This window comes from Lentilactobacillus farraginis DSM 18382 = JCM 14108 (genome assembly GCF_000583655.1).
GTDB lineage: Bacteria > Bacillota > Bacilli > Lactobacillales > Lactobacillaceae > Lentilactobacillus > Lentilactobacillus farraginis.
In genome coordinates this window covers 16,464-40,387 of the sequence record NZ_BAKI01000022.1, presented here as the reverse complement: position 1 = coordinate 40,387, position 23,924 = coordinate 16,464, and the positions used below count along the sequence as shown (strand labels likewise).

The window sequence follows — 23,924 nt, the reverse complement described above, 5'->3', positions numbered from 1 at the left end:
GCATTTTCCGATTTTGAAAAATGGCGGGGGCTTGTTTTACTTTAACTTATTTTAAAATAACAAATTTTCATTTATAATATTGGCATATGGATGGAGGGGTATTCGCGTGAATGATGTTGAGGCTAATCAAATCAGTAGATATGCCAGTATTATTAAGAGATCGGCTTTTGTAGAATTGAAGCGGCAACTGGATCTGGAGGGGTTAACGGCTGCCAATGTTAACTTATTGCTTTTTATCAAAGATGAAAAACGGATAACGGCGCGAACCATTGCCAGCCGGCTGGTGCTTAGTAAAGCAGCGGTTAGTCGGGAACTGAATCGGTTACTTAAAAACGGTTATATTCAAAAGGAACCTGACCAGAAAGATCGAAGAAACAGCTGGCTGACGGTGACGGATAAGGGCGAACAGGTTTGTCGAAAAATTAACAAGCTGATGGCAGCTTGGTGGCGGTCAAAGTTTAAAAGGGCCGGCATCAAAAGACCACAAGTAATGTATCATGAATTGGACAAGCTTGTAACGGCAATTTTAGAAAAAACGGTTTAGAAATGATTATAACCGAAAATAAAAACCACACGCTTCGATTGGGAAGGTGTGGTTTTTGACTGCTGGTTAATTTAATTGATGATAGGTTTGCTCGTGTTCCAACGGGAATTCCACGGGCTGATCCGCATTCATTAAATCGTCGGTCAACGTAACCTTTGAAATGGTTTGATTATCGTAAGGCTGCATGTAATAAGTCAGATTGGCTGAGTCCATATAGCCACGATACTGCGTATAATCAGCTTCCCCATTTTCTTTGAGCTTAACGCCCTTGGGAATTTCAACAGCGTTTAGGATATGGCTCAACACATTAACGGCGTCTTTGCTTTGAGCGCCGGTTGTGTACTGGCGCATAAAGGCAGTTCGGATAAAGCGGGAAGTTGAAGTGTAATCGCCCGGCATTCCCAAGGCACCACTGCCCGGGCCATAAGATGAGATTCGATAACCATGGTAGTCCCGGTCCGGGTGCGGTCCGGGCTGTAACTCGGTATAGTTGTTAAGATTCTTTAAATGCCATTCAAAATCAGGGGAATTAGTCATAACGCCCACGGGATCTTTAAGATAATGAACGCCATCAGCCTGATTTCCAAGACTCGGCAGTCACCGTAACGATCTGAAACGATCCAATGTAACGGTACGACCGTCCCCATTAATTTGATGGGGACATTTACGACGTTCAGTTTTTTGATCAGGTCAGCAGCGTCCGCGCAACTATCTGCATTTCCCAAAAGCCAATTGAGAACTTCATAAGAAGCTAAATTGGTGTGATTAGGCTTGATTTGATCGGCGTAGCTGGCTTCACCGCTGAAATATAGAGCAGCGCCGCTGAATCCTCGTTCATTAACGCCATCGACAAGAATATAACCACTGCCCAAGTTACGTCCCGCACCAACAAATGCCAGCCTGGTATCATAACCGTTTGGGTCAGCGGCAGAGTCGAAGTGTTGGCGACGGGGAATGACAACTGGCCGACCATCTAGTTCAAATGCGAAATCCATTGTCCTGGCGAGAAAATTATCGCCGGTTTCTGATAAAAAGGTTACACTCGTGCACATATTTGATCCCTCCATGTATTGGTAACATACAGAGATTTTGCCGGACAAGTCAAGTGAGTGGTTAGTGTTTCTTACGCTTATCTGCTTCACCCTGCAATAATCTGAGCTGTTTTTGGGTGTTTTCATAGACTTGACCAAGTTCTTTGGAACGACTTCGGGTTCGCGCGATTCGTTCGTTCAACTCTTCGTTTGAATAGTTTGATAATTGTCGTTGGGTTTGTTCGGTTAATTCGTAGGCGTGGCGAACAGTATAATAACCGCTTTTGCCAACGCTTGCTAATTGTCTGCCAGCAGTTGAAAAGCTGGGTGTGGAACTGAAATTAGTGATGCCCTGTTTTATCTTTTCGCTTACATGATCATCCCAATAGGCAATCAGTGGGCCTGTAAAGAAAGCCACGATAATCGTTGCGAAACCAACCGCACCACCAACAAAGAAGGCCGTTGCCATAAATACAACATCCTGGGTTATTCTAGCAGAGCGGTACTTGATGTGCAATCTGGTTGAGGCAATCGGCGCAATGGCATCATAGGGTGCAACGCCCAAATTAGCGCCCATGTAAAGGGATGAGCCAAGCGTAAATAACAGTAGACCAATGATTAAGTCAGTAACGGTTGTAAAGACGTTAACGGTATTGGGTAAAACCATTTTGTACACCGCGGACAACCATTGGATTTCGTAACCAACCAGGGTCATATTAAGAATTGTGCCGATACCGATTTTTCTACGATCCAGAATCAGAATAAAGATGAAAATGACCAGATTGGCCATTAACTGCGCGTTTCCGAGGCCGGTGCCGAACTTGGCCGCTAAACCGGTATTCATGGCGGTAAACGGATCCAAACCAACATTTCCCTCGCGAAGCAGGGTTGTTCCGGATGATAGAATCGCGATCCCAACAAAAGCCATTAGGGTTCGCAAACCAACATCCGCAAATTTATTGAGATGGGTTGAATCACTATCTGAAGAATTTTCTTTGGTGTTACTTAACATCAAACGCTTCCTTTCAAGCTTTCTGAGAGAAATTCTAAATTAGTGTTGATTATAACATTTAACTGAGGTTGTGCAACCGATTGAATGATTCGGGAAGTTGGTTGTTAACGCTTTAATTGTGATAAAAACGGGCAAAACAAACGACATCAAAATCAATTTGTTCCAAGTCGATTTTGATGCCGCTTATGTGACAAAATATTAATTAAAAAATAATTAACAAGCTCAAAATTATGAAGCCAGGTATCGTTCCAGTAGGGACTGTCCCAATGTCAGCAGCCAACAGAAGAACCAATAAATAATTGCCATTACGATGTAAATACTCATGTAGTCCTGGTAGGCACCTGCAATGATTTTAGCGTCCATAAACATCTCACTAACGGTAATCATTGCTGCCAATGACGTACTTTTGAACAGATCCAGTAAAATATTTCCCAGTGCCGGAATTGCAATTCTAAAAGCCTGTGGGAAAATTACTTTGGCGACAACCGTGCGATATGGCAGCCCCAGTGAGTATGCCGCTTCCCATTGACCGCGGTTAACGGCATTGAATGATGAACGGAATACTTCGGAAACAAAGGCGCTGCAATTAATTGTAAAAGCAATCACCGCAGCTGGCAGGGCATTGGCGCCAAAGCCAAAGTAGATAATGAACAGTAGGACCAGCATTGGGACGCCGCGCATAAACGAAATAAAAGCCCTGGCAGGCCAATGCAGCCACTTGACTTGACTCATCTGAGCCAGGGTAAGAAATAGGCCCAGAATCAAAGCCCCAATGAAACTCACACCGGTTAAATAAAAGGACATTGGTAATCCGGCCAGAATTTTTGGGATGGCGTGAAAAGCCAAAGGCGCGTTAAAAAAGTTGGGAATGGAAAAGTAATTGAGAATATTCACTATGTTCACCTATTTGATTGTGAAAGTTTTTGAAATATGGACTTTAGGTTGTTTAGAGACGTCGGCGTGGTAATACTTCATGGACAGCTTTTTCAAGGTACCGTCTTTTTTTAGCTCACTTAGGACTTTATTAACTTGTTTTTGCAATTTGGTATTTCCTTTTTTCAGGATAATTCCGGTTCCCTTGCCGTCCTCATTGGTCTTGAAATACATATTATTAAGAATTTTTAAGCCGTTATTCGGAACTGCAGCCAATGCTAATTTTTGCAGATAATAATCGTTCATGATTAAATCGGTCTTGCCGTTTTTAACGTCTTTCATATAGATATCGTTTGAAACGTTATCATAATTGACCGTCTTGGCATCCAGCTGCTTGGCTAGCCGTTGATAATTTGTACCGGCTTCACCAGCAGCTCGTTTTCCCTTTATATCGGCCCAAGTGTGAATTCCCGAATTGTCTTTTCGGCGAACGATGATGCTGTCAAATGAGTGCTTATAGGGTGTTGAAAAAGTGAACTGCTTTTTCCGGACGGGCGAAACAGCAAAATCGTTGGCGGCCATATCGCTTTGCCGGTTTTAACAGCGGTTAACTGGCCATCCACACTCATTTCTTTAAATGTCACTTTTCGGTTCAATTTTTTAGCAACGGCTCGGACAATTTCAACGTCGTAACCGGTTAAACGGTTACTTTTTTCATCATGAAACGAGGTTGGATATAATGTTCCTGAAGTCGCACAAATAATGGGCCCCTTTGCGTTAGATGCGGATTTGTTTTGACCACAACCAGTTAACAAAATGGTAATAGCGCCTAAAGTACCCAATAACCCCAATAAACGAATCGTAATTTTCTTCAAATTTAATTCCTCCCAGACTAAAAATTAGATAATGTAATTTAATTATAAGGTGATGAAACCGATTTCACAAGCGAGGCCGATTTATTTTAAACAACGGCCATGGTTTGCTGAAAAAGTATTTGCATGATGGTATTTTGCGGCCAAAAAAGATTTGAAGGTTAGTACGGTAAAGATTGTGATTTAGAAATGGATTTTAGAGAATAAAAAACGAATCGTTTGCTGCCCAAGCCGCAAGGACGATTCGTTTGATTAGTTTAAAAGTCGGGTTATTTTCACCTTTATCAAAGCGAAAATAGGAATATTTTTTGTTCAGGAGGGATTAAAACTCAGCTTTATAGCTGATACTGTAGTGCTTTTCTTCGCCTGCCGGTAATAAAATATTACCAAAGCCTTCGTGATTAGGCGTGTCTGGTAAAGTTTGGGCTTCCAAGGCAATGCCCATGTGAGCGACACCGGCGCCCCGTTCAAAGTTAATGCCATTCAGATCATCCGGCGTAAAGACAACCAACGCATTTCGTTTTGAGAAGATTGAAACTTTGCGGCCTGATGTCGGATCGGCCAGGGTTGCAATCGGTGCGTCAGCGGAATGGTCGTTAATGACATAAACTTCATCATAAGTGTGACCGACACTGGCTTTCATGTCGTCAATTCCGTGCTTGATGTTTTGGCCGGCACGAAAATCATAAGCCGATCCGGCAACACTGACCATCTTGCCGGAAGGTGTTTTATCTTTGTTTAATGCCAAATATTTATCAGCATTAATTGTCAGCGAATGATCGTAAACGTTATCGGTGTCTCCTAAATTAAAGTAAGCGTGTTGGGTCGGATTAAACAACGTATCGGCATCACTTTTAGCGCTATAAGTAACAGTGGCAGTATTATCGTCATCCAAGGTCCAAGTGATCTTAACGTCGATATTTCCCGGGAACGAATCGTCTGATGAAGTAATGTGTTTTTCCAAAACAATTTGGTTATCTTCAATTGCGCCGTTCCAAACCTGGGTATTGAAACCGTGAGGACCACCATGAAGCGTGGTGGTACCTTCGTTTTGGGCAACATGGTATTCATGTCCTTTAATGGAGAATGTCCCATTGGTGATTCGACCGGCAGTTCGGCCAATTGCCTGGCAGAAATATTGATTGGCCATAATTTCTTTACTGGAAGCCTGACTTAATAAAACGTTGGCTGATTTACCGGTCTTATCCGGAAAGTTAAAAGCCTGCCAGGTTGCCCCCAGCGAAATGACAGCAATCGATACGCCATTGTCATTGGTTAATGTAAATTTTTGAATATCTTGATTATTATACGTATCAAATAATTCTTTTTTTGCTTGCATTATCGTGAATCGCTCCTTAAAAAAATAAATTTAAGCTTTGAAACCGCTTTTATATGTATTATAATATTTTTTTGTACGGAGGTGCAAGCCGATTTTTAACATTTATCCGTACAATTCTATGTTATTTCTCTTAGAAATATGATATTTTATTGGTAGGGATATTCTAAGGGAAAAAGTGAGAGGGTTTATTATGCAAAACATACTGTACGTTTTATCCGGCATTTCAGACTTAAGTTTAATTGTACTGATCTTTTTGTGGGGATTTGATTTTGCCCGCAAGGAAAAGCCAAAGCATAACCATCATTACGGTCTTTGGACGTTGGCAACGCTGACTGTAACGGTTGTGTTAATGATGGCCGCCAGTGCATCATAGCCTCTTGATAATTTTAATAATTTGAAGAATGCTTCGATCAGAGCGTGCGGCCAAGGCTCTTTTAAAGCTCTATTTAATCGAGTGGGGGGATATAGCAATGGAAACCAAGTATGTAATGGTTAAAAAAAATATTAAGCACCATATTATTAACGGTAAGTACAAGATTAATGAAAAAATCCCCACCGAATCTGAATTAATGGCAATTTATTCTGTAAGTAGATATACGATTCGACGAGCGGTAGGCGACCTTGAACATGAGGGATATATCTATCGCGTTCAGGGCGGTGGGATGTACGTTAATGACTGGATTAACAATAAAGTTCGTTCAGAACGGTCGAATCAAAGTATCGGGGTCATTACGACGCATATCGCAGATATATTTTTCCCAATATTATCAGTGGCATTGATCAGGTTATTTCTGATGCCGGCTACTCATTATTATTAGGGAATACACATGATGAGCACAAGAATGAACGACACAATTTACTTAATATGTTGGATAATGATGTTTTAGGATTTATTATCGAGCCAACTAGAAGTACGTTGGAAAATCCTAATTTGGATGTCTACCAGATGATTATTCAGTCTGGTAAGCCAGCTGTCTTCATTAACGCGCATTACCCGGAGCTGGACTTCCCACATGTTGAAGTCGCTGATACGGCTAGTGAAAAGAAATTAATGGATTATCTTTTGGATCATGGCCATGAACGGGTATTAGGTGTGTTTCAGGTTGACGATATGCAAGGGGTTAATCGAATGAATGGTTTCATCCGGTCTTATCAGACTCACCCACACGTTGCGTCATCCGGTGACATTATGATGTATCGATCGTCTGATAATATTAACGATGTTCTGCGAAAAATCAAGAACCGGGTAGAAGTACCGGATAATGCACAGCCGACAGCCATTGTCTGCTATAACGACCAATTAGCAATGGAAGTTATTGGCATGTTGGGCAAAGAAGGTTTTGATATTCCAAATGATATTTCGGTTGCCGGTTTCGATGATTATGAAATTTCGAAGTATATTAATCCAGGAATTACAACGATGATTCATCCCAAGCGGCATTTAGGAGAAACAGCGGCAGAAATGTTAATTGATATGATTAATAAAAAAGACCGCGAATCTAAAGTCTTTGATGCCGAATTAGTGATTCGAGATTCTACAAAAGCAGTTAATACAACTAAGACCCGTTAATGTTTTTTGAAATCTAAAATAGCGAAAAGGTGGTGATGCTCCTAGTGTTAAGCTCCTTTTCGACTTTTTTTGCAAAAAAATTTTATGCTAATAAATAAAATATGTGTTGATTTATGCGGATAAATATTTTATACTTCACTTGTAAGCGATGTCAGAAACCGTTTACAAGTGCGCGCATTAAGTTTTTGCAATTGTTTTATTAATCTTATTTAAAAAGTCGAATGGGGTGCTTGTTTTGAAAAAAGTTTCCAATGGATTCATATATAGTTTCGGCGCCTTGGGCGGATTGCTTTTTGGTTACGATATTGCATCGATTTCAGGTGCGATTCTGTTTATTGAAAAGCAACTCCACCTAGGACCATGGCAACAAGGAATGGTTGTTAGTTCAGTTTTAATTGGTGCCATTATCGGTGCCTTGGCAACCAGTAAGTTTTTGGATACGTATGGTCGTCGTAAATTACTTGTTTGGGCGTCAATTATCTTCTTCGTTGGTGCCATCACATCCGGATTTGCACCGGATTTCTGGGTATTGTTGATTACTCGAATTGTTTTGGGAGTTGGTGTTGGGATTACCTCAGCTTGATTCCTGCTTACCTGCATGAACTTGCACCAAAGAGCATGCACGGTGCGGTTGCAACAATGTTCCAGTTGATGATCATGATTGGTATTTTATTAGCTTACATCTTGAACTACACGTTTGCTCATATGTATACCGGCTGGCGTTGGATGTTAGGATTTGCTGCTTTACCGGCAGCTATCCTGTATGTCGGTGCTTTGTTCCTGCCGGAAAGTCCACGATTCCTTGTTAAAATTGGTAAGAAAGAAGAAGCCCATGCGGTTTTGATGAACACAAACAAGGGTGATGTCAACGCTGTTAACAAAGCGATGACTGAAATTGAAGAAACAGCCAAGCAAAAAACCGGTGGCTGGAAAGAATTGTTTGGAAAAGCTGTTCGGCCAGCTTTGATTACCGGACTTGGCGCCGCAGTCTTCCAGCAGGTTATCGGTTCAAACAGTGTTATCTTCTATGCGCCAACAATCTTTACTGATGTTGGTTGGGGAGTCATTGCTGCCTTGCTTGCCCACATCGGAATTGGTGTGATTAATGTGGTTGTCACGGTTGTCGCTATGTTATTGATGGATAGAGTTGACCGTAAGAAGATGTTGATTTTCGGTGCCAGTGGCATGGGGCTTTCATTAATTGTCATGTACACCATTTTGAAATTTGATAACGGATCGCAAGCTGCCGCAATGGTTAGTGCGATTGCGTTGACGGTTTACATTGCCTTTTATGCATGTACTTGGGCACCAATTACTTGGGTTCTGATTGGTGAAGTCTTCCCACTTAACATTCGTGGTTTGGGAACGTCACTTTGCTCAGCAACCAACTGGTTGGCTGATATGGTTGTTTCATTAACCTTCCCAATGATGCTTAGTGCATGGGGCCTTGATAACGCCTTTCTATTCTACGCAGTTGTCTGTGGTATCGCTATCTTCTTCGTACACGCTAAATTCATTGAAACCCGTGGTAAGTCACTTGAAGAGATCGAACTTGACCTTCACAAACGTGCTGGTATCAAGGAATCCGATACTTCAACTATTAAATAGTTATCAATGTTTGAGATTTTGATCTCAAATATTAATAAAAATGTTTCATTATATTTTATCAAAGAGGAGAGAAAATACTATGTTACAAGTTCCTGATTATGAATTTTGGTTTGTTACCGGTAGTCAGCATCTTTATGGTGAAGAACAATTGAAATCAGTTGAGAAGGATGCCCGTGATATCGTTGATAAGCTGAACGCTACCAACAAGCTTCCTTACCCAGTCAAGTTCAAGTTGGTTGCAACCACTGCCGACAGCATCACACAATTGATGAAGGATGCCAACTACAACGATAACGTTGCCGGTGTGATCACTTGGATGCACACATTTTCACCTGCCAAGAACTGGATTAGAGGGACTAAATTACTTCAGAAGCCATTGCTTCATTTAGCTACCCAATATTTGAACCACATTCCATATGACACAATTGATTTTGATTACATGAATTTGAACCAAAGTGCCCATGGTGACCGTGAATACGGCTTTATCAATGCTCGCCTTCGTAAGAACAACAAGATTGTTTACGGCTGGTGGGGTGATGAAGAAGTTCAACAGGAAATCGCTGATTGGGAAGACGTTGCAGTTGCTTACAACGAAAGCTTCAAGATCAAGGTTGCCCGTTTTGGTGACAACATGAGAAATGTTGCTGTTACTGAAGGTGACAAAGTTGAAGCTCAAATTCAATTTGGCTGGACCGTTGACTACTATGCTTTGGGTGACTTGGTAGAAGCAGTTAATGCCGTTCCTGAAAGCGACATTGATGCTAAATACAAAGAATTACAAGACAAATATGAATTTGTCCAAGGTGATAACGATAAAGATAAGTATGAACATTCAGTTCGTTATCAAATTCGTGAGTACTTCGGTATCAAGAACTTCTTGGATAAGAATAACTACTCTGCATTTACAACTAACTTTGAAGACCTTTATGGTTTGGAACAATTACCTGGCCTGGCAGCTCAGTTGTTGATGGATGAAGGTTATGGTTTCGGTGCTGAAGGTGACTGGAAGACAGCTGCTTTGGATCGTTTGATGAAGATCTTGACCCATAACCAAGCAACTGCATTCATGGAAGACTACACCCTTGAATTGCAAAAGGGCAAAGAAGCCATTCTTGGTTCACACATGCTTGAAGTTGATCCTGGCATTGCCAGTGACAAGCCACGGGTTGAAGTTCATCCATTGGACATTGGTGGTAAAGCTGATCCTGCCCGTCTGGTATTTACTGGCCGTGAGGGTGACGCATTTGATGTTACCATTTCAGACTTTGGCAACGAGTATCGCATGATTGGTTACGCTGTTGAAGGTCATAAGGCACCAAAGCCAACACCACATCTGCCTGTTGCAAAACAAATGTGGACACCAAAGGTCGGCTTAAAAGCCGGTGCTACCCAATGGATTCACGATGGTGGCGGACACCATACTGTTTTGACATTTGCTGCTAGTGAACAACAAATCGCAGACCTTGCAACAATGTTTGATCTCCCATTTGATGATATTAAGTAGTGAGCGAAGCAGTTTTAGTTTTTAAATCTGCAAACCACTAAAAATGAATGAGGTTAAGGCAATCAATTCGGTTGTCTTAACCTCATTTTGGTATGAAGTGTGCGGAGCAAAACGGGTAATGCCCGGAATATAAGGCGTGAATCTTGGAAATCCCGGATCTGGATTTTTAAGATTTATCCCTTATATGCAGTGGCATTGTTTTGTGGAGCAGTCCTCAACCAGTGTGCGGAGCTAACCTGGGATAAACCGGAATGTAAGGCGTTCATTTCGGAAATCCCGGGCTTGGATTTTTGAAATGAATCCCTTACATGCAGGTTTATGGTTAGCGTAGCAGTCCTCAACTAGTGTGCGAAGCAAAACGGTTAGCACCCGGAGCATAAGGCGCCAAAGCGGGGAATCCTGGGTTTGGATTTTTCAAAATTCAACTTGTCGGCATTTGCTATAATAGATTTAACGAAGAATAACGATAAAGACGGAGGCCCGAGTTAATGGAAATGACTGAAAAGCAAAAAATGCTTGCGGGAATGAAGTATCTGAACACAGATAAGGAACTATCAGAAGATCGTTGGAAAACCCGAAAGCGGGTTAATGAATTTAACGATCTTTCCAAAGAAACACCTGATGAAGCGATGAAGCTGTTAAGCAACGTATTCAAAAAGACCGGTAAAAATTTTAATGTAATGGCCCCCTTTCAGTGTGATTATGGTTACAGTATCACGGTTGGTGATAATTTTTTTGCAAACTACGGTTGTATATTTATCGACGTAGCACCGATTACGATCGGTGATAATTGTCTGTTGGGCCCAAACTGCCAAATTTATACGGTCGATCATGCATTTGATGTTGAAGAACGGAATCGGGGAATTGAGATCCCGGGTAAGGTAACGATCGGCGATAATTTATGGGCCGGTGGCAGTGTGGTAATTACACCTAATGTGACGTTGGGGAACAATGTTATAATTGCGGCAGGCGCTGTTGTCACAAAATCATTTGGTGATAATGTTTTGATTGGCGGTAATCCCGCCCACGTCATTAAAAAGTTAAAATAAATCGGAGGAATTTGATGACTAAGCAAAATATCGGTTCAAAAGTTAAATTGGCAGATGGCAATGAAATGCCCGTGCAAGGTTTGGGCGTTTATCGGATGACGGATGAAAACCAGGTAATTAATTCGGTAAAATCAGCATATCATGATGGCTACCGGTTATTTGATACTGCTCAGATGTACAAAAACGAAGCGGCAGTCGGGAAAGCTGTTAAGGATTTAAATGTTAATCGTGACGATTTGTTTATCACAACCAAGATTGCAGAGGAAAATCAGGGCTACGATAAAGTTATGAGTTCGTTTGAAGAATCATTAAAAAAACTTCAATTAGATTATGTCGATATGTTGCTGGTTCACTGGCCGATTCATACCCATTTCTTTGAGACTTGGCGGGCATTTGAAAGCTTGAAAGAACAAGGGCTGGTTAAGTCAATTGGGACCAGTAACTACGGAATGCTTCATCTACAGTATTTGGCAACCAAGGCTAATGAAATGCCAGTGGTGAATCAATTAGAAGTTCATCCGTACTTATCCCAACAGGCGATGGTCGATTTTGATCGGGAAAATCATATTGTTACGCAGGCATGGGCACCGCTTGGCCGGGGACGGATTTTTGATGATCCGGTAATCGTTAAAATTGCTGAAGCCCACGATAAATCGGCAGCTCAGGTTATTTTGCGTTGGCACCTGCAACGGGGCGATACCTTTATTCCCAAGTCGGTTCACCCACAACGAATTCAGCAAAATGCCGATATCTATGATTTTGAGTTAAGCGATGATGAAATGGAGCAGATAGCTGGTTTAAATCGCAACACACGGATCAGTCAGGAACCGGAAATGGTCTATGAAATTGGGCATCAATATCCACACCATTAATTCACAACCATAAAATAAGTCGATTGACTGTCGCCCCCCCGGGTAACCGATAACGTTATCATGGGGCGATTTTTGGATAGTTAATTTTCTTCATTGGATCAAGTAAGGTTGGCTATCAGATTTACATGTATGCAAGAATCAAGTAAGTCTCGGAAAATGGTGAGTAACAAGTAACAAGTTACAAGTAATAAGTAATAAATTACTTGTAACTGGGAAACGTTGTAATTATGGCTTTCAGGTGGTGAAAGTAATTGGATTTGAAAGTAATTAAAATAATAGTATTGGACTGGCTGTTATTTTTATTAAGTCCAATTCTGATTATTTTGCTCAATAGCATGACTTTGTTTAAAGTAGTTAAAATTGGTAGTGACGTATCGGGCACCTATCAACCCTTTGGAGGAATGATAGTTATCTTGCTGGACAGTGCTGTTGGGTTAGGCGTGATTTTTTATTTCGGTGTTTGGCGATTCACTAAGTTAACCAGGGAACAGTTTGATCGAAAGTCGTTTTACACTAAGGTAACGGTTATTTATTGCCTGTTTGTACTTTTCAGTTTGGGTTTTGTTGATTTGGCCAGGTTTTCAAATGCAAGCGTGGTATTTCTTGACCTAACGGGGGTGCTGGGATTCTCCTGGCTGTTATTTTTAACTTTTGAAACACTGCTGACAGCGAATAAAACGGTAATGGGTTTTCTGATTATTAGTCAGGTCTTGAGTGTTCTTTTGGGATTGAATTCCTTTTATATTTGGAATATATAAAGTCCGAGTATGCTAATAATGCCATTTCCTTTCGTTCATATCAGTCAAAGTGGTGATCGGGTGATCATATCCGTCAATAAGTAATTGCATTTTGATGAATCTTTATCAATGTTTCGCTATACTTGAAGTGTAAGTAGTTGAAAATATAGGAAATGAGGCTGATTCGTGTGAAAAAAGTCACTGCATATCTCGTTAGACACGGACAAACGTATATGAATTTATATAACAAAGTTCAGGGATGGATTGATTCACCGTTAACTGAAAAGGGAATTCAGGATGCCAAAAATGCCGGTGAACGGCTAAAAGACATTAATTTTAACGCCGCGTTTTCCAGTGATTCCGGAAGGGCGATCGATACTGCTCGGCTTATTTTGCGGGCCAACCCTCATAACATGAATATTGTCAGCTATCAGTATCCGGAATTACGGGAGCAGTTTCACGGTTATTTTGAAGGAAATGACCTGAACCAAATGTGGCAGTTCGTTGGTGCTCAAGTTCAAAAAACGTCGGAAAAAGAAGTTTTGAAAGACTTTGGCTTGGAACGGGCCAGAGATCTGATTCATCGAGCGGATTTGTATAATAATGCCGAAAACAACGCAATGTTTTGGGAACGCCTGAATTTTGGGTTCGACAAAATTCGTCAAAATACGGAAGATGGTCAGAATATTCTCATCGTTTCACATGGGATGACGATTCGCTCGATTGTAGATCGATACGCACCTGATTTGGATACGGGTGTGCCGATCGCAAATGGTGCGATTACCAAATTAATTATTACCGATGATGATATTAAAGTTGAATGGGCGAATAAACTGGATGCCATCGATCAGTAATTTGAAATGGTGGCCTTTATTCTAATAAGAAGGCCGTTTTAGGATTGCTAATCCGGCATATGTATGATAGATTAGCTTAAGATGATTGAGGCTGGGACAAGTAAAGTTGCCGCAGCCTCTTTGCTTGATAACGATAGTGAAACGTGAGGAATAAAAATTAATGATTACAATTTCAGAGATGGGTTTACAGCTCTCAGGCAAAAAGCTGTATGAAAATGTGAATTTAAAGTTTACGCCGGGGAACTGCTACGGTGTAATCGGCGCAAATGGTGCCGGTAAATCCACCTTTCTCAAACTTTTGGAAGGCAAACTATCCCCGACTACGGGTGATATTCACGTTGATAAAAACGAACGAATTTCCAGTTTAAGTCAGGACCATTATGGCTTTGAAGATCAAACCGTGATGCAGACGGTTATTCAAGGCTATGAACATTTGTATGATGTCATGCAGGAAAAAGATGCCTTATATGCCAAAGCGGATTTTTCCGACGAAGATGGCATTAAAGCAGCCAATCTGGAGGCAGAATTTGCTGAAATGGACGGTTGGAATGCCGAATCGGATGCGTCACAGCTATTACAGTCCTTGGAGATTGCCGAGAGTCTTCACGAGCAATTGATGAGCGAATTAACAGAAGGGCAGAAAGTGAAAGTCTTATTGGCCCGGGCACTTTTCGGTGAACCGGACATTCTCTTGCTTGATGAGCCGACTAATGGATTGGATGTTTACACAATCGACTGGTTGGAAAATTTCTTGGCTGACTATCCTAAGATTACGATTATTGTTTCTCATGATCGCCACTTCTTGAATCAGACTTGTACGATGATGTGCGATGTTGATTTTGGTGAAATCAGAATGTATGTGGGAAATTATGATTTTTGGCTGCAGTCCAGTCAATTGGCTGCCAAAATGAAAGCTGATTCAAATGCCAAAAAGGCTGAAAAAGTAAAGGAATTGCAAGAGTTTATCGCCCGCTTTAGTGCCAATGCCTCTAAATCCAAACAGGCAACTTCCAGAAAGAAACAGCTTGAAAAAATCACCCTTGATGATATTAAACCATCGTCAAGAAAGTACCCATTCATTAAATTCGAGCAGGAGCGGCCACTTGGAAATGATTTATTGCGGGTGGATAAGCTGTCAAAAACAATCGATGGCGTTAAAATTTTGGATAACGTTACTTTTACGTTGCGTCCCGGCGATAAGACGGCATTTGTAAGCCGAAATGATTTGGCAACCACTACGCTGATGCAGATTTTGGCGGGAACACTGCAACCGGATACCGGTGAGGTTACCTGGGGACAAACCGTTAAAATGTCGGCAATGCCAAAGGACTTTGCTTCGGAATTCAACAATAACGATTTACGGATTATCGACTGGCTGCGTCAATACGCGCCAAAGGGCAGTGATGATGACGCCTTTCTTCGCCAATTTTTGGGTAGAATGTTGTTTTCCGGTGATGATGTTAACAAAAAAGTTAAGGTCTTATCCGGTGGTGAAAAAGTGCGGTGTATGTTGTCCAAGATGATGTTGGAAAAAGGCAATACGCTGTTGTTGGATGACCCCACCAATCATTTGGACTTGGAATCCATTACATCGTTGAATGACGGTTTGGTAGGTTTTCCGGGTGCGATTCTATTCACATCCCACGATCATGAATTTATCCAGACGATTGCCAACCACATCATTGAAGTATCGAATAATGGCCTAATTGATAAGGCTGATACGACTTACGATGCGTTTATTAACCATCCGGATGTTCAGAAGAAATTAGCAGATTTGTATGATTAATTGATTTTTATTTTAAAATTGTCATCTTTGCACCTTCTATTGGGATTCTTTGGTTGACAAATTCGCCAGTAAGGCGTATCTTTTGCTTAACATAAATTGCGATGAAGAGAAGAGTAGTTAACTGAGTAGAAGAGAAAGCGACCGTCAGTTGGTGAAAGGGCGGCTTTGAAAGGTTAATGAAGATGAACTCCGAGCATTAGACACGTGAAAGCGATGCTACGTGAGGACACGTTACGTTCCCGAACTTACACAGCTTAAGTGTGAGTTGCTGAGGTGACGACTGTAAAGTGGTCACGATGAAGGGTGGTAACGCGGAAAATCCGTCCCTGTATTTATTAAAAATACAGGGACGGATTTTTTGCATTTGCAATTAAAATGAGTGAGAAACCGGCAGAAGCGGCAGGTATTTGGAGGCTGACAGCAATGAGAAAAGACGAACAACTTCAAGTTTTAAAAGATTTAATTCAAATTAACACTGAAAATGGTAACGAGCTTGAAACCGCGACGTATATTGGGCGTCTTTTCAAAGCGCATCAAATTCCTTATCGAATTGACCGTTTTGACAATAACCGGGCTAACTTGGTTGCCGAAATCGGATTGAAAGAAACTGATGACGTGTTGGGAATTACCGGCCATCAGGATACCGTTAACGTGAGTGATCAATCAGCATGGACGCATGCCCCGTTTGCGGCTGAAGTTGCGGGTGATAAATTATATGGCCGTGGAGCCGCCGACATGAAAAGTGGTTTGGCTGCCCAAGTGATTGCACTCATTGAATTACATGAACAGCGAGAAATTAAGGGCACACTTCGGTTTATTGCCACTGCCGGCGAAGAATACGGTACTCCCGGCGCAAACCGGCTGTTGGCACAAGGTGTTGCTGACGACTTATCCGCTCTGCTGGTGGGTGAAGCAACCGATGGGCAGGTTGTTTACGCGCATTCCGGTAGTTTGAATTATCGAATTAAAAGCTATGGCCAGTCAGCGCACAGCGCCCGGCCAGCGCAGGGAGTGAATGCCATTTCGGGGTTGTTACAGTTTGCTGCTGAAGAGAAAGCCCTCTTTTATCAGGCACCAAGCGATCCGATTTTAGGAGCTGTAAGGCATAGTATTACAGTTATTGGCGGTGGCGAACAGGTGAATACGATTCCTGATTATGCAGAATTATCGGGAAACGTTCGACCAACGCAAAGCTTTGATAACCAGCAGGTGATTGCATTAATCCAAAATGCAATTGCGCAGATCAATCAACAGACAACTTACCATCTGGAATTCGAATTAATTCACAGCTTTCGACCGGTTGAAACAGCACCAAATAATTCTTTCGTCAAGTTGGTTAACCAGGCAGCAGCCGATGCGTTTGTGGGCCGAAAAGTCGGGTTGGAAATCACAAATGGCGCTACTGATGCCAGTGTCTTTATTAAAGGAAATCCAACCATGCCGGTTGTGATTTTGGGCCCCGATGAAAAAGCGGTTTCCCATCAAGTGGATGAGTATACGACCCTAAGTGGCTTCTATCAGGTGATTGCCGCTTATGAAGATGTGGCGGTCAAGTACTTCAAAGCTGCCAGTCGAACAGATCGCTTAGCAAGGTCTGCTGCTGATCAGCAGGTTCATTCCGCAAGGCAGGCTGCTAGCTAGCCCTACAATTACTCATAGTTCTTTTCGCTTGATGATAGTTAGCGCCAATCCAAAACAAACGGCTAGAATCGCAAAGCTTGTCCAGATATATGGCTGAAATTGATTGACGGTGATTTCTTTTAAACTGATCTTAACAGTAACACTAAAGAAATCAATGTATTTTAACCAGCTCCAGTTAGTGATTGAACTGAGAATCGTAATCAGCATGGGGAAAGCAACGATAAAGACCGCACTTCCAATCAATGAACCCGTTAAAATTAAAATAACAATTGCCATGCTGAAAACGACACTGATGAAGAAAGCAACGATAATGGCCGTTAATAAGGTTGTACTAAAAAGGTTTCCCCAGTCGGTACCGGTTTTTCGACCCATGGCAATGCCGGTAAGAATCCCCGCAATATAAAAGACCAGTACTTGGAAAAAAATATCCAGCAGCATTGTCATAAACTTGGCGATAATAAATCCGGAGCGGGAAATCCCTGAAACAAGGGTGTTTTTGTAGGTTTGCTGGCTAAATTCGTAACCGATTACCATGATAAAAATGCTGATAAATGCATACATTAGTACACTGGAAGAGATGGTTAATCCCCGGGTTCCGGATAATAAAGTCCATTTCATGCCGGCTAAGCGACCCAGGTAATCCTCGGGCGCGCTAACCATAATACCACCAACATTTTTGGAGTAAACAGTGATAATACTGAAAGCGGCGACTAACACCATCAGTAAATAATGCCCAAACGTATGGGTCTGCCGGTAAAAATCAGCTCTTAATTGATTAATCATGGTTATTTACCTCCTTGGTGTTGCAACAGCCGGGTGTAATATTGCTCCAACGAGCCTTCTTGGCGGGTAATTCCGGCAACTGCAATTCCACTGGTTACCATTGCCTGATTGAGTTGAGCGGTATCAATCGAAAGATCATGAAGGAGGACCTGATGATCATTTAGGACTGAAAATGTTCCTACATGATCATTGTCCAGTAACTGAGCGGCCATTTTAACGTCATTGACATCTATTAGAATGCCTGACTGATTTTCTTTATCTAACGCTTCTTTGGTGACTTCTTTAATAAATTTACCATGATGGATAAAGCCAAACTTGGTTGAAACTTGATATAATTCGGATAAAATATGGCTGGAAATAAGAATGGTCGTGTTTCGTTCCTGACTTAATTCTTTTAATAATTTTCGAAAAGCAACAATTCCGGATGGATCCAAGCCGTTGATCGGTTCATCAAGAATCAGGAAATCCGGTTGCGGCAACAGAGCTAGGGCGAGTCCGAGCCGTTGACGCTGGCCCAATGATAAATGACCAGCCTTCGTTTTTTGCTTAGCTGACAACCCTACAAAAGCCACTGTTTGGTCAATCAACTTTTTATTTTGAATGCCATGTTGAATGGCTGCCAATTTAAGATTTTGGCGAACAGTTAGCTTCTTAAAAGCGGCCGGCGTTTCAATAACAGCGCCCACGTGTTTAAGTGCCTGTTGATAATGGGTAGCCGGTTCGCCAAGGAGCGTGATTTTACCTTCAGTAAGTGGTGAAAGGTGGGTAATCAGGCGCATCAGAGTTGTTTTCCCAGCCCCGTTTTCGCCAATTAACCCGTAAATATCACCGCGATTGATTGAAAATGTGACATCATTCAAAGCTTGAAAATGACCAAAATGCTTGCTGACGTGGTCAATCGTCAAAATTGTGGTGTTCATGAGCTTCATCTCCTTTTCAATCTCTATCATACGGGTGGATTCTTAAGTCTGATCATAAGGAAACCTTAATTAAACCTAAATTGTGGCAATCACCCTAAAGCGGTACACTTAACTTATATAAAGGGGGATGTGCTTATGGCTGCTGCAACCATATTGATTGTTGAAGATCATCGGGATATTCGGGATTTATTACGAGATGTTTTAGCTCAGGACTATCAGATAATTGAAGCCGTTGATGGTGTTAGTGCCCTTTCCAAGTTTCGCGAGACACAACCTGACTTGGTAATTCTGGACCTTATGTTACCGGGAATTATGGGAGAAAGTGTCCTAAAAACGCTTCGCAAGACATCTCAAGTTCCCGTTTTGGTATTAACGGCAATTCAAGAGAAACAAAAGATTGTTGAACTACTTGAAAACGGTGCTAATGATTATTTGACCAAGCCCTTTGATATTGATGAGCTGATCGCCAGAGTTAAGGTACAATTACGGTCTAATCGGGCTTCTCAGCCACAAGCTGCCGTATTGACGTATGGGAAGGTTTCTTTGAATCAGAAAACGCATCAGGTATTGGTTGCCGGTCATGAACTAATTCTGCCTAAAAAAGAGTTTGCGCTACTTCAAATTTTAATTGCCCACCCCCATCAGGTTTTTCAAAAGGCGCAACTTTACGAGACGGTATGGGGTGAACCTTACGTGAATGCTGAGAATACGTTGAATGTCCATTTGAGTAATTTACGGACAAAAATTAGTGACTTATTAACTGACTCCCAATATGTAAACGCTATTTGGGGGATTGGTGTTCGGTTTGATTAGGGGGTAGCGATGATGATCATAATTTTGGGGATTATTTGCCTGGGCTTGGCCGGCGCTTTGTTGCTCATTATTATTGATGTTCGGCGGGTAACGAAGGAGCTGATCTATATTAATGAACATACAACAAATGGTTTTGTAACGGCTAATACAAATTTTCCGATTATTCGTGACCTGATTAAGGCGAGTAATCTTAGTCTCAAAGTCAGTCGGGAGCTACAGCAGGACCAAGCCCATCAGGAAAATCAAATTCGAACAATGTTAACTAACTTGACCCATGATATTAAAACCCCATTAACTGTTTCAATGGGGTATGTTCAGTTGATGGCTAAATCGGCAACTTCAGTTCAAAAACCACGCTTAAAGCGAATCGAAAGTAATTTGGAAGCCGTTAACTATTATTTGCGGTATTTAATGGATTTTAACCTCATGCGGGAAAAAAGTATCGTTCTTAAATTAAAATCGGTAAACATTTCGCAGTTATTGGAAAACGAACTGTTTAATTATTATGATGAGTTTACGAAACGTTCCTTGAAAATGACGCTCAACATCAAGCCGAATGTTGTACTACAAACTGATGCAACCTTATTTACCCGAATCTGTCAGAATTTAATCGGAAATATTTTAAAGTACGGCCAAAAACAGGCTCAAGTGACCTTGGCGCCTGTTGATGATACGCATATTAAAATTGAATTTGCAAATTTGGGGGACCATTTGCCTGAGGATCCCGCCCAATTACTGAATCGGTTTTATACGGCTGATCAATCCAGAACCAATCAAAGCGTTGGTTTGGGTTTTAGTATTGTCCAATCATTGGTAACAACGCTTGGTGGGCGACTACATTTAACGAGTGAAGATGGCTGGTTTCGGGTGACAGTGACATTAAAATCATTGCAGACTTGAGAAGTTTGAATTATTTTTTGATATAAGGAAAGGAAACACGTTCTTTTAAGGACGTGATGAATTGCCCTTTTTCGCATTTAAAAAGCGGTTCTAATAATTACTGAATCAATAAAAGTTGAAGATATTCTAAAATATATGTGTGTATCAACAATGACTATATGTTATAATAGTTAAGCTAAGCTTCCTTAGATTAACTAAATAATCGCTTATCGGGATCCGCAATTAAAAGCGTGATATTGGTAAGGGACCAGTCATGATCAAGAATCTTAATTAGCAAGGTCAGCAAGCAAAAAATAGAGAGGAGGTTCGTTCCCCGTATGACGACAGTAGTTAAAGGGATTAAACTACGCTTATACCCCAACCAACCGCAAATCAATTTATTGTGGCAAATGTTTGGCAATGATCGGTTTGTCTGGAATCACATGTTAGCGATGGCTAACCAGCGTTATGAAAATAATCCGGCCAGTCGGTTCATTGGCGAATATGACATGAACTATCTGCTAAAACCGCTCAAGAAAGAGTACCCCTTTTTAAAGTTAAGTGACGCCACCAGCTTTTTGGTGGTTGACCATAACCTCGCGACGTCTTTTCAGAACTTATTCCAACATCGGGGTGGCCATCCCCGGTTCAAATCCCGGCACAGTGCCAAGCAAGCCTATACGGGCCGTTCAACCTGTTTCGTGGAAGCCAGGCGGCGGTTGAAATTACCGAAAATCGGCAGTATTCGGACCAGTAAGACGAGCCGTTTGGCCAACGGTAAAATTAAGCGCTACACGATTAGCCATGATGCCACCGGGCGTTACTATATTTCCCTACAGGTCGAAACTGAAGTTCACGACCTGCCGAAAACCAATCAGCAGGTCGGTTTAGACTTGGGCGTGGCTGATTTAGCGATTGATTCCACCGGGGTGAAGTATGGGACGTTCAATGCGCAGTGGCTGAAAAAGCAAGCCCAGCGATGGCAGGCCAAGTTCGGCCTACGCAAGCACCAGGCTACCGTTGCGATGCGCCAATGGAATCACCATCATAAATTGCTTAAGATGGAACTTAATGATTATCAAAATTGGCAACGGGCGAAAATGACTAAAGCTCGGTATCAGGCTAAAATCGCCAACCAACGCAAGGATTACCTGCACAAGCTCACGACGGCCTTAGTTCGGAAGTACGATGTGATTGTGATTGAAGATTTGAAAACCAAAAATCTGATGCGCAATCACCACCTCGCTAAGGCCATTGCTAACGCCAGTTGGTGTCAATTCCGGACCATGCTTGAATATAAGTGTGACTGGTACGGGAAACAATTAGTGGTGGTCAGTGCCAACAACACTTCCCGAATCTGCTCAGCTTGCGGGCACAATGGTGGCGCCAAACCCTTAGCAATTCGAGAATGGACGTGTCATCAGTGTCAAACCCATCATGATCGGGATATTAATGTGGCAGTTAATATCCCGAAGCGCGGCTTAAAAGCTACTGGTTAGGGACTAGCATGGTAAAAGAGCGGGGTTCTGTAAGTTAGGTGTTCGGCATACCGATGTAACAGCCTAAATACTACTTCGTGTTCCCAGAAGCTCGGCCATTCATGGCCGAGTAGTTCACATAAACCAGCTTGTACGTGCCGTCAGCTTCGCCGGTGCTAAGCAAAACCGGACCACGGGCAACAACTTTCTTTTTGATTGTGTAATCGTAACCCTCAGACTTGTTGATTAGCGTACCGGTTGTTTTCATCATCCGTGGATAGAAGAATATAGCGGCTCGATGCCCGGATTTCACTTTAAAAGTGTATGTCGCTAACACAGCTTTACTGGTTTTCAATTGAATTGTAGTGCCGGCCTTAATAGCGTTTTGTGCAGCTGGATTGCCAACACTAAAATCGGGTTGGATTACGAGGTTGTGGGCGGAAATTGTTTTTGGTCCCTGAACATAATGGGTAACTTGTCTAGGTTTGCTTGGTAAGTTGTGTGGCTGGTTTCTTTATAGGAATATGAACTAACCTGCGGCACATCAAATTGATGACTGATGTGGAAGTCAGCCTTTGCGCTAGCCGTATCCAAATAGAAATGGCCGCCGGTAACTAAAACACTAATCGCTAAAAAGCTGAGAAAAATCGCTTGGTTTCGGATTGGTTTCATTTAACTCTCCTCCAAATTAGTAAGATTGTTTCTAAAATCGTAACACGATGGTACCAATAATTGAAGGTGGCGTTAATTGTTTCTCCTTGATTTTTAAATGCAAACCAAGTTGCTGGTTTCCGATTTTTGAAAACTCGGGATTTTGACCTTGTAAATTAGCGGGACTGGGACAAGCGTAATTTTGTCCCAGTCCCGTGTGTGTAATCACAATGATTATCGGGCAAAAACGCGCACCAAAAGGCAACCTTTTATGCTCGGGAAGCCAACCGACTTTCGTCCCACTCTTAACGCTTACGAATTGTTTCAGTAATTAAAATTTGGTTTAACAGTTGTTACTGCGGATGCTTTCACCCAACCGTTAACTTGAGGGTGGGCAGTGTCCGTTACGTAATAATAGGTTGCGTTACCGTCACGGTTGTTCTGCTTGGTTCCCATTTGCGTGACTTTCAAAGCATCATTTACATAAGCAGTAGTTGCGTTTAGATTGCGACCAACTTTATATTGTGTCCAATCAGGTGCTGTATAAGTTAACGTTGAGGCCTTCGGTGTTGTGAAGTAGAAGGTAGTATCTGTAATAACCGCTGAGGGAGCTTGAGTTTTAAAAGTTTGGACCGGATTTACCCCCTCGGTTACGTGGCTTGAATCGGTTGTTGGATTGGTTGTACCAATGTAGATCCAGCCGCGATAGGTTTTATCGAATGAAACAACTTTCATATAAAATTTACCGTCGCTAGTCTGGGCAACCCGATAACCACGAAAATAGGTTTGTCCCTGATCAGTCGCTGTGGCCTGTGCTTTTAGGTTGGCTGCTTTAACACTGATTTTAGCACCTTGCTGTCCGGGAATTTTGTTATAAAGTGGCTGTGTTCCGGTTGGCAGGTAGTTACGGGTGTTGGTAGCCGTTTGTAACGGCTCGTTTGAGATCACTGTTGATGACGCGGCTGCAGTGGTAGAAAATCCATAACCAGTTACCAATAGAAATACAATGGTAGTTAGGATTACTTGCATACAGGTTAAATGTTTTTTCAAAAGATCTCCTCCAATCCAAATGATAATTATGCCAAAAGTATACACTGAATTTGAATCG

20 protein-coding genes and 4 pseudogenes are annotated in these 23,924 nt (G+C 41.9%); 14 read left to right on the top strand and 10 right to left on the bottom strand.

Annotated elements, in window-relative coordinates; all coding sequences use genetic code 11:
- The first annotated feature begins 106 nt into the window (after positions 1 to 106).
- A complete protein-coding gene (locus tag JCM14108_RS08415) occupies positions 107 to 544 on the top strand; it encodes a MarR family winged helix-turn-helix transcriptional regulator (RefSeq protein ID WP_035180131.1) in 438 nt (145 codons plus the stop codon).
- A gap of 66 nt (positions 545 to 610) precedes the next feature.
- Here JCM14108_RS08415 and JCM14108_RS08410 read toward each other — a convergent pair.
- The 5 genes and pseudogenes from JCM14108_RS08410 to JCM14108_RS08390 form a co-directional block, all read right to left on the bottom strand.
- Positions 611 to 1,596, bottom strand: a pseudogene (locus JCM14108_RS08410) (choloylglycine hydrolase family protein).
- A 61-nt stretch (positions 1,597 to 1,657) separates the two neighbouring features.
- Complete coding sequence (locus JCM14108_RS08405; RefSeq protein ID WP_035180130.1) at positions 1,658 to 2,587, bottom strand: YczE/YyaS/YitT family protein; 930 nt, start codon at positions 2,585 to 2,587, stop codon at positions 1,658 to 1,660.
- Positions 2,588 to 2,815: 228 nt separating this feature from the next.
- Positions 2,816 to 3,484 (bottom strand): amino acid ABC transporter permease, encoded by a 669-nt coding sequence (locus tag JCM14108_RS08400; protein ID WP_420805529.1) that lies wholly within the window; start codon positions 3,482 to 3,484, stop codon positions 2,816 to 2,818.
- A gap of 6 nt (positions 3,485 to 3,490) precedes the next feature.
- Positions 3,491 to 4,335, bottom strand: a pseudogene (locus JCM14108_RS08395) (transporter substrate-binding domain-containing protein).
- 319 nt (positions 4,336 to 4,654) lie between these two features.
- On the bottom strand, positions 4,655 to 5,671 hold the full coding sequence (locus JCM14108_RS08390) for an aldose epimerase family protein (RefSeq protein ID WP_035180126.1): 1,017 nt from the start codon (positions 5,669 to 5,671) through the stop codon (positions 4,655 to 4,657).
- A gap of 190 nt (positions 5,672 to 5,861) precedes the next feature.
- On the opposite strand from JCM14108_RS08390, the gene JCM14108_RS08385 reads away from it, so the two are divergent.
- The 10 genes and pseudogenes from JCM14108_RS08385 (at position 5,862) to JCM14108_RS08340 (ending at position 17,292) form a co-directional block, all read left to right on the top strand.
- Complete coding sequence (locus tag JCM14108_RS08385) at positions 5,862 to 6,044, top strand: hypothetical protein (RefSeq protein ID WP_035180121.1); 183 nt, start codon at positions 5,862 to 5,864, stop codon at positions 6,042 to 6,044.
- A gap of 97 nt (positions 6,045 to 6,141) precedes the next feature.
- A pseudogene (locus tag JCM14108_RS08380) lies at positions 6,142 to 7,241 on the top strand (GntR family transcriptional regulator).
- Between the two features lie 235 nt (positions 7,242 to 7,476).
- Positions 7,477 to 8,849: pseudogene (locus JCM14108_RS08375) on the top strand (sugar porter family MFS transporter).
- 79 nt (positions 8,850 to 8,928) lie between these two features.
- Positions 8,929 to 10,353, top strand: a complete 1,425-nt coding sequence (araA, locus tag JCM14108_RS08370; RefSeq protein WP_035180119.1) for an L-arabinose isomerase — start codon at positions 8,929 to 8,931, stop codon at positions 10,351 to 10,353.
- Positions 10,354 to 10,841: 488 nt separating this feature from the next.
- Entirely contained in the window at positions 10,842 to 11,402 is a 561-nt protein-coding gene (locus tag JCM14108_RS08365) for a sugar O-acetyltransferase (protein ID WP_035180117.1), read from the top strand.
- A gap of 14 nt (positions 11,403 to 11,416) precedes the next feature.
- Positions 11,417 to 12,274 (top strand): aldo/keto reductase, encoded by an 858-nt coding sequence (locus JCM14108_RS08360; protein ID WP_035180116.1) that lies wholly within the window; start codon positions 11,417 to 11,419, stop codon positions 12,272 to 12,274.
- A 401-nt stretch (positions 12,275 to 12,675) separates the two neighbouring features.
- On the top strand, positions 12,676 to 13,032 hold the full coding sequence (locus tag JCM14108_RS08355; protein ID WP_152536928.1) for a hypothetical protein: 357 nt from the start codon (positions 12,676 to 12,678) through the stop codon (positions 13,030 to 13,032).
- A gap of 152 nt (positions 13,033 to 13,184) precedes the next feature.
- Positions 13,185 to 13,865, top strand: a complete 681-nt coding sequence (locus JCM14108_RS08350) for a histidine phosphatase family protein (protein WP_081759881.1) — start codon at positions 13,185 to 13,187, stop codon at positions 13,863 to 13,865.
- Between the two features lie 160 nt (positions 13,866 to 14,025).
- On the top strand, positions 14,026 to 15,651 hold the full coding sequence (locus JCM14108_RS08345) for an ABC-F family ATP-binding cassette domain-containing protein (protein WP_035180109.1): 1,626 nt from the start codon (positions 14,026 to 14,028) through the stop codon (positions 15,649 to 15,651).
- Between the two features lie 423 nt (positions 15,652 to 16,074).
- Positions 16,075 to 17,292, top strand: a complete 1,218-nt coding sequence (locus tag JCM14108_RS08340; protein ID WP_035180108.1) for an ArgE/DapE family deacylase — start codon at positions 16,075 to 16,077, stop codon at positions 17,290 to 17,292.
- Between the two features lie 12 nt (positions 17,293 to 17,304).
- Here JCM14108_RS08340 and JCM14108_RS15335 read toward each other — a convergent pair whose 3' ends face one another.
- On the bottom strand, positions 17,305 to 18,075 hold the full coding sequence (locus JCM14108_RS15335; RefSeq protein ID WP_035180106.1) for a DUF2705 family protein: 771 nt from the start codon (positions 18,073 to 18,075) through the stop codon (positions 17,305 to 17,307).
- A gap of 2 nt (positions 18,076 to 18,077) precedes the next feature.
- Positions 18,078 to 18,995, bottom strand: a complete 918-nt coding sequence (locus tag JCM14108_RS08330; RefSeq protein WP_035180105.1) for an ABC transporter ATP-binding protein — start codon at positions 18,993 to 18,995, stop codon at positions 18,078 to 18,080.
- A gap of 135 nt (positions 18,996 to 19,130) precedes the next feature.
- On the opposite strand from JCM14108_RS08330, the gene JCM14108_RS08325 reads away from it, so the two are divergent.
- The 3 genes from JCM14108_RS08325 to JCM14108_RS08315 all read left to right on the top strand — a co-directional run bounded on the left by JCM14108_RS08325 (position 19,131) and on the right by JCM14108_RS08315 (position 22,186).
- The gene (locus JCM14108_RS08325) at positions 19,131 to 19,808 is read left to right on the top strand and encodes a response regulator transcription factor (protein WP_035180103.1); all 678 of its coding nucleotides are present in this window, start codon (positions 19,131 to 19,133) and stop codon (positions 19,806 to 19,808) included.
- A gap of 12 nt (positions 19,809 to 19,820) precedes the next feature.
- Entirely contained in the window at positions 19,821 to 20,708 is an 888-nt protein-coding gene (locus JCM14108_RS08320; RefSeq protein ID WP_152536929.1) for a sensor histidine kinase, read from the top strand.
- 317 nt (positions 20,709 to 21,025) lie between these two features.
- Positions 21,026 to 22,186, top strand: coding sequence for an RNA-guided endonuclease TnpB family protein (locus tag JCM14108_RS08315; RefSeq protein WP_035180099.1), 1,161 nt, complete (start codon positions 21,026 to 21,028; stop codon positions 22,184 to 22,186).
- A gap of 70 nt (positions 22,187 to 22,256) precedes the next feature.
- Here JCM14108_RS08315 and JCM14108_RS08310 read toward each other — a convergent pair whose 3' ends face one another.
- From JCM14108_RS08310 to JCM14108_RS08300, 3 genes are all read right to left on the bottom strand, one after another.
- Entirely contained in the window at positions 22,257 to 22,520 is a 264-nt protein-coding gene (locus JCM14108_RS08310) for a hypothetical protein (RefSeq protein ID WP_152536927.1), read from the bottom strand.
- A 68-nt stretch (positions 22,521 to 22,588) separates the two neighbouring features.
- On the bottom strand, positions 22,589 to 22,837 hold the full coding sequence (locus tag JCM14108_RS08305; protein WP_035180096.1) for a hypothetical protein: 249 nt from the start codon (positions 22,835 to 22,837) through the stop codon (positions 22,589 to 22,591).
- A 303-nt stretch (positions 22,838 to 23,140) separates the two neighbouring features.
- Positions 23,141 to 23,866 carry a surface layer protein SlpC gene (locus JCM14108_RS08300; RefSeq protein ID WP_235807193.1) on the bottom strand — a complete coding sequence of 242 codons (726 nt, stop codon included), beginning with the start codon at positions 23,864 to 23,866 and terminating at the stop codon, positions 23,141 to 23,143.
- Positions 23,867 to 23,924: the final 58 nt, after the last annotated feature.

What these genes read in the sequence shown, in the direction of transcription:
- JCM14108_RS08405 (WP_035180130.1), bottom strand. Translation starts at nt 2,587, where the DNA reads ATGTTAAGTAACACCAAAGAAAATTCTTCAGATAGTGATTCAACCCAT.
- JCM14108_RS08390 (WP_035180126.1), bottom strand. Translation starts at nt 5,671, where the DNA reads ATGCAAGCAAAAAAAGAATTATTTGATACGTATAATAATCAAGATATT.
- JCM14108_RS08385 (WP_035180121.1), top strand. Translation starts at nt 5,862, where the DNA reads ATGCAAAACATACTGTACGTTTTATCCGGCATTTCAGACTTAAGTTTA.
- araA (WP_035180119.1), top strand. Translation starts at nt 8,929, where the DNA reads ATGTTACAAGTTCCTGATTATGAATTTTGGTTTGTTACCGGTAGTCAG.
- JCM14108_RS08365 (WP_035180117.1), top strand. Translation starts at nt 10,842, where the DNA reads ATGGAAATGACTGAAAAGCAAAAAATGCTTGCGGGAATGAAGTATCTG.
- JCM14108_RS08360 (WP_035180116.1), top strand. Translation starts at nt 11,417, where the DNA reads ATGACTAAGCAAAATATCGGTTCAAAAGTTAAATTGGCAGATGGCAAT.
- JCM14108_RS08355 (WP_152536928.1), top strand. Translation starts at nt 12,676, where the DNA reads ATGATAGTTATCTTGCTGGACAGTGCTGTTGGGTTAGGCGTGATTTTT.
- JCM14108_RS08350 (WP_081759881.1), top strand. Translation starts at nt 13,185, where the DNA reads ATGAGGCTGATTCGTGTGAAAAAAGTCACTGCATATCTCGTTAGACAC.
- JCM14108_RS08345 (WP_035180109.1), top strand. Translation starts at nt 14,026, where the DNA reads ATGATTACAATTTCAGAGATGGGTTTACAGCTCTCAGGCAAAAAGCTG.
- JCM14108_RS08340 (WP_035180108.1), top strand. Translation starts at nt 16,075, where the DNA reads ATGAGAAAAGACGAACAACTTCAAGTTTTAAAAGATTTAATTCAAATT.
- JCM14108_RS15335 (WP_035180106.1), bottom strand. Translation starts at nt 18,075, where the DNA reads ATGATTAATCAATTAAGAGCTGATTTTTACCGGCAGACCCATACGTTT.
- JCM14108_RS08330 (WP_035180105.1), bottom strand. Translation starts at nt 18,995, where the DNA reads ATGAACACCACAATTTTGACGATTGACCACGTCAGCAAGCATTTTGGT.
- JCM14108_RS08325 (WP_035180103.1), top strand. Translation starts at nt 19,131, where the DNA reads ATGGCTGCTGCAACCATATTGATTGTTGAAGATCATCGGGATATTCGG.
- JCM14108_RS08320 (WP_152536929.1), top strand. Translation starts at nt 19,821, where the DNA reads ATGATCATAATTTTGGGGATTATTTGCCTGGGCTTGGCCGGCGCTTTG.
- JCM14108_RS08315 (WP_035180099.1), top strand. Translation starts at nt 21,026, where the DNA reads ATGACGACAGTAGTTAAAGGGATTAAACTACGCTTATACCCCAACCAA.
- JCM14108_RS08305 (WP_035180096.1), bottom strand. Translation starts at nt 22,837, where the DNA reads ATGAAACCAATCCGAAACCAAGCGATTTTTCTCAGCTTTTTAGCGATT.